Source organism: Gemmobacter sp. (assembly GCF_016792925.1).
Classification (GTDB): domain Bacteria; phylum Pseudomonadota; class Alphaproteobacteria; order Rhodobacterales; family Rhodobacteraceae; genus Gemmobacter.
The window spans coordinates 1-5,326 of the sequence record NZ_JAEULU010000259.1 but is presented as its reverse complement, the minus strand read 5'-3'; the positions used below and the strand labels follow the sequence as shown (position 1 = coordinate 5,326).

The following is a 5,326-nucleotide window of genomic DNA, read 5'->3' as shown; positions in this document are numbered from 1 at the left end:
GCCGTCGATCTGGTCATAGGCGCGGAATTCACCAAAATACTTGGTGATCGCCGCGGTCAGCGTGGTTTTACCATGGTCAACGTGGCCGATCGTGCCGATGTTGACGTGCGGTTTGTTCCGTTCAAACTTTGCCTTTGCCATTTGGCAAACTCCTCAATTCATTGCGATGCACCGGGGCAGGCCCGGCCTACGGGGTGGTAGGGCGGGGTTGCCCCCGCCGCACCGATCAGGCGTATTTCTTCTGGATCTCTTGCGAGATGTTTTCCGGCACGGCGTCGTAATGGTCGAATTCCATCGAGAACACGGCACGGCCCGAGGTCATCGAGCGCAGCGTGTTGATGTAGCCGAACATATTGGCCAGCGGCACCATCGAGGAGATGACATTCGCGTTGCCGCGGCTGTCCTGACCCGTGACCATGCCCCGACGCGAGGTCAGGTCGCCGATGACGCCGCCGGTATATTCTTCCGGGGTGACGACTTCGACTTTCATGATCGGTTCCAGCAGCTTGGCGCCGGCCTTTTTCAGACCTTCGCGCATGGCAGCCCGCGACGCGATTTCGAAGGCCAGCACGCTGGAGTCAACGTCGTGGAACGCGCCGTCGATCAGTTGCACCTTGAAGTCGATCACCGGGAAGCCAGCCAGCGGGCCCGAGTCCATGACGGACTTGATGCCTTTTTCGACGCCGGGGATATATTCCTTCGGCACCGCACCGCCCACGATCTTGGATTCGAACGAATAGCCTTCGCCAGGCTCCGTCGGCGAGATGATCAGCTTCACGCGCGCAAACTGGCCGGTGCCCCCGGTCTGTTTCTTGTGCGTGTAGTCGATCTCATGCTCGCGCGAGATGGTTTCGCGATAAGCCACCTGCGGCGCACCGATATTCGCCTCGACCTTGAATTCGCGGCGCATACGGTCCACGAGGATGTCGAGGTGAAGTTCGCCCATGCCCTTCATGATGGTCTGGCCGCTTTCGAGGTCAGTTTCCACGCGGAAAGACGGGTCTTCGGCAGCCAGACGGGCCAAAGCGATGCCCATCTTTTCCTGGTCGGCCTTGGTTTTCGGCTCCACCGCGATCTCGATCACCGGGACCGGGAAGGTCATGGTTTCGAGAACGACCGGGTTTGCCGGGTCGCACAGGGTGTCGCCGGTGGTGGTCTCTTTCAGACCGCCAAGCGCGATGATGTCGCCCGAGAAGGCTTCGGTGATTTCCTCACGCTCGATGGCGTGCATCATCATCATGCGGCCCACGCGCTCGCGGCGCTGCTTGGTCGCATTCATCATCGCGTCGCCCTTGGCCAGCTTGCCCGAATAGATCCGGGTGAAGGTCAGCGAGCCCACGAAGGGGTCGTTCATGATCTTGAAGGCCAGCGCCGAGAAGGGCTGATCATCATCGGCCGAACGGGCGATGTTGCGCTCTTCGGTCTCGTCGCCCGGCGCAAAGCCCATATAGGGCGGCACGTCCAGCGGCGAGGGCAGATAGTCGATCACGGCGTTCAGAAGGGGCTGCACGCCCTTGTTCTTGAACGACGAACCGGCCATCACCGGGATGAAGTCGATGGCGAGCGTGCCCTTGCGGATCAGCGCGCGCAGCGTTTCTTCGTCCGGCTCATTGCCTTCCAGATAGGCTTCCATCGCGGCATCGTCCTGGCCGACGGCGGTTTCCAGCAGGTTCAGGCGCCATTCATCGGCCTGATCCTTGAGGTCCGCACGGATCGGCTGACGCTTCCACGAAGCGCCCAGGTCTTCGCCCTCATAGACCCATTCTTCCATGGTCACGAGGTCGATGATGCCTTCCAGCTTGTCTTCCGCACCGATCGGCAGGACGATCGGCATGGCGTTGGCGCCGGTCCGGTCCTTGATCATCTTCACGCAGTTCATGAAGTCGGCGCCGGTCTTGTCCATCTTGTTGACGAACACGATGCGCGGAACCTTGTAGCGGTCAGCTTGACGCCACACGGTTTCGGTCTGGGGTTCCACGCCGGCATTGCCGTCGAGCAGAACCACAGCGCCGTCCAGAACGGCCAGCGAGCGTTCGACTTCGATGGTGAAATCGACGTGGCCGGGGGTGTCGATGATGTTGAAGCGATACTTGCTCGCCTTGTCACCAACGCCGGTGGCCGGGTCGATCTGACGGTTCCAGAAGGTCGTCGTGGCAGCCGAAGTGATGGTGATGCCGCGCTCTTGTTCCTGCTCCATCCAGTCCATCGTCGCGGCGCCGTCATGGACTTCGCCGATCTTGTGGGACTTGCCGGTGTAGTAAAGGATGCGTTCCGAAGTCGTGGTCTTGCCCGCGTCGATATGGGCAATGATCCCGAAATTGCGGTAACGCTCAAGCGGATAGTCGCGTGCCATGATGACCCCTTACCAGCGGTAATGGCTGAACGCTTTGTTCGCGTCGGCCATCTTGTGGGTGTCTTCGCGCTTTTTCACCGCGGTGCCACGGTTGTTCACCGCATCCGACAGCTCGGCGGCAAGGCGCTCTTCCATGGTGTTCTCGTTGCGCTTGCGCGCCGCGATGATCAGCCAGCGGATCGCGAGAGCTTCGCGACGCTCGGCCCGGACTTCGACCGGAACCTGATAGGTCGCACCACCGACGCGGCGCGAGCGCACTTCGACGGAGGGCTTCACATTGTCCAGAGCCTCGTGGAAGGCGAGGATCGGCTCGCGCTTCAGCTTGGTCTGAACCCGGTCAAGGGCGCCATAAACGATCGATTCCGCGATGGACTTTTTGCCATCGAGCATCAGGTTGTTCATGAACTTGGTCAGAACCCGATCGCCATACTTGGCATCGGGAAGGATTTCGCGCTTTTCGGCGGCGTGACGACGGGACATCTCTCAGTTCCTCACTTCGGACGCTTGGCGCCGTATTTCGAACGACGCTGACGACGGTCTTTGACGCCCTGGGTATCCAGAACGCCGCGCAGGATGTGGTAACGCACACCGGGAAGGTCTTTCACGCGGCCGCCACGGATCAGCACGACCGAGTGCTCTTGCAGGTTGTGCTTTTCACCGGGAATGTAGCTGATGACCTCGAAGCCGTTGGTCAGACGCACCTTGGCGACTTTCCGCATAGCGGAGTTCGGCTTTTTCGGGGTCGTGGTGTACACGCGGGTGCACACGCCACGTTTCTGGGGGCAGGATTCCAAGTGCTGCGACTTGGACCGCGTCTTCCGTGCTTCCCGCGGTTTGCGGATCAGCTGTTGGATCGTCGGCATTAAACTAGCCTCTGTCTTGCAACCCGTTCAATCACCGCTCGTCAACGGCGTTTCCGGGGGCATGTCTTCATTGGCATCTTGCGCGTCCGCAAAACACAAAAACCGCTCGCACCCCCATGCCGGAGGCCGATGCGGTGGAATCTCAGGGGATCGAGGCTGACGCCCGGATCTGGTCCACATCCATACGAATACCCCGCCCTGCGCAGGGCGCAGATCGAGGTAGGCGGCGTATAGGGGGAGTCGTCGGCCTTGTCAACCTGAGTCCCCCGCCGGGCGGGGGGCGTGCAGGCGGCGTTCGCGCAGCAGGGTAAACAGCCCCGCCAGCACCACGATACCGGCGCCGGTCAGGGTCAGCCGGTCGGGGAAGGTGCCAAACAAGGCCCAGCCAAGCGCGATGGCCCATAAAAGCGCCATATAGCGGAAGGGCGCGACAAGGCCAATATCCCCCACCCGCATCGCCATCACCACCGTCAGATAGCCGATGACCAGGCAAAGCGCGGCGCCCAGAATCAGCGCGCCCTCACGCGCGCCCATCGGCTGCCACCCCTCCAGCGCGAGGCCCGCCAGCCCCAGCCCGGTCACCGCCAGGCTGGCGCAGATCGCCACCAGCGTGGAGGGCACGGCCCGGCTCAGCCTGCGGGTCGCGAGGTCGCGCAGCACCACCGCCGCCACCGAGATCAGCCCCAGCACCGACCAGCGGTCAAAGCCCGCCGTGCCGGGGCGGATGATCAGCAAGACCCCCAGCAGCCCCAGCGCGATGGCCGACAGCCGCCGCCAGCCCAGCCGCTCGCCAAAAACCAGCGCCGCGCCCAGCGTCACCAGCAGGGGCAGCGATTGCAGGATCGCCGACAGGTTCGCCAGCGGCATATGCAGCAGCGCGGTCAGGAAGGTGACGGTGGCCGCCACCTCGGCCGCCGTGCGCAGGCCGATCACCGCCCAGTCGCCGCGCCCGAGGCGCGCCAGCCGCAGCCCCTGCCCCGCCGCCACCGCCAGCAAGGCCGCGCTGGCCAGCCCCCCGCGCAGGCTGATCGCCTGATAAAGCGGCAGGCTTTGCGTCACCAGTTTCATGCAGGTGTCATTCAGCGTGAAGGCCAGCATGGCGATATTCATCAGGATCATGCCGCGCAGATTGTCGGACATGGCGCGCCTCCGGCCCTAGAAGCTGCGCAGATAGGCCGCCGTGAAAGGGAAATGGCTTTCCAGCATCGGCGCCACATCGTCCCAGGCGCTTTTCTCGATCCGGCCCGAGGCATGGGGATCGCTGTCATTGTCGGTATGCACCGTGCGCAGGAAGGCCGGGGTCACGGCTTCGGTGAAGGTGTTGTAGAACTGGCTGCAAAAGCGGTGATTGCGGCGGAAGATGTTCTCCGTCACGCCGCGCGGGGTGGTCATGGCAAGGCCGAGGCCGATCGGGTTTTTCTCGACCACCTCGTAAATCTCGTTGCCGCCCGGTTTGCGTTCCAGAAAGAACCCCCGGTTGCAGCCCGTCACCAGCGGCGCATCAAGGCCCACGGCGGGCAGCATCGCCTCCACCGTGCGGCGCATCCGCGCGATATGGTCGATGTCCAGCGCGTCATCGTCGTCCAGCCGAAAGCCGGTGACATGGCTGGCGGCATCGGGAGTGGCGAGGTTATAGGCCTTTCGGATCGCCAGATAGTGCTGCATCGGTTGCAGGCTGACGACGCGGGCGCCTTTCAGATCGGCAATGCCATCATTCAGCCGGTCGCGCCATTCTGGCGGCAGGTTCTTTCCGATCAGAAACACCATGCGGAAATCGCCGTCGGACTGCGCCTTGATCGAGGGCAGGGTCAGCTTTTCAAACAGCTCGAAGCGGCGGGCCAGCCGGTCGGGGTCGAACAGCCGCGCCTCCAGCGCGCCCATATCCTCCTCCTCCTTGGCGAAACCGCCTTTGCAAGGGAAGGAAAACCGCATCAGGCCGATGATCTGATTGCGAAACTTCACCTTCACCTTTGCCTGTGCCACGCGCCACGCTCCTCACATCCGCTGCCCCACCATGCGGCCCAGGGGCGCAACTGTCAAACCGGGGCAATGTATACATGTATACATTGGGCCGGGTGGAGTGCCCGAGGCCATCGCCGAGGGCAAGTGG

General features: G+C 62.9%; 6 protein-coding genes. All 6 read right to left on the bottom strand.

Annotated features, from left to right (window positions below; genetic code table 11):
- Positions 1-141, bottom strand: a 141-nt coding sequence (locus JNN06_RS12250; RefSeq protein ID WP_277822126.1) for a GTP-binding protein, incomplete at its 3' end; no start/stop codon positions are given.
- A gap of 85 nt (positions 142-226) precedes the next feature.
- Positions 227-2,353, bottom strand: a complete 2,127-nt coding sequence (gene fusA, locus JNN06_RS12245; RefSeq protein WP_291239875.1) for an elongation factor G — start codon at positions 2,351-2,353, stop codon at positions 227-229.
- A 9-nt stretch (positions 2,354-2,362) separates the two neighbouring features.
- Positions 2,363-2,833: a 30S ribosomal protein S7 gene (gene rpsG / locus JNN06_RS12240; protein WP_291239874.1), complete on the bottom strand. Its 471-nt coding sequence runs from the start codon at positions 2,831-2,833 to the stop codon at positions 2,363-2,365.
- A gap of 11 nt (positions 2,834-2,844) precedes the next feature.
- Entirely contained in the window at positions 2,845-3,216 is a 372-nt protein-coding gene (gene rpsL, locus JNN06_RS12235) for a 30S ribosomal protein S12 (RefSeq protein WP_091303734.1), read from the bottom strand.
- A gap of 252 nt (positions 3,217-3,468) precedes the next feature.
- Positions 3,469-4,356, bottom strand: coding sequence for a DMT family transporter (locus tag JNN06_RS12230; RefSeq protein ID WP_291239873.1), 888 nt, complete (start codon positions 4,354-4,356; stop codon positions 3,469-3,471).
- Between the two features lie 15 nt (positions 4,357-4,371).
- Complete coding sequence (locus tag JNN06_RS12225; RefSeq protein ID WP_291239872.1) at positions 4,372-5,199, bottom strand: glycosyltransferase; 828 nt, start codon at positions 5,197-5,199, stop codon at positions 4,372-4,374.
- Positions 5,200-5,326 lie beyond the last annotated feature (127 nt).

Bases quoted from the DNA above. Each gene is read 5' to 3' on its own strand.
- rpsL (WP_091303734.1), bottom strand. From the start codon at position 3,216: ATGCCGACGATCCAACAGCTGATCCGCAAACCGCGGGAAGCACGGAAG.
- JNN06_RS12230 (WP_291239873.1), bottom strand. From the start codon at position 4,356: ATGTCCGACAATCTGCGCGGCATGATCCTGATGAATATCGCCATGCTG.
- fusA (WP_291239875.1), bottom strand. From the start codon at position 2,353: ATGGCACGCGACTATCCGCTTGAGCGTTACCGCAATTTCGGGATCATT.
- rpsG (WP_291239874.1), bottom strand. From the start codon at position 2,833: ATGTCCCGTCGTCACGCCGCCGAAAAGCGCGAAATCCTTCCCGATGCC.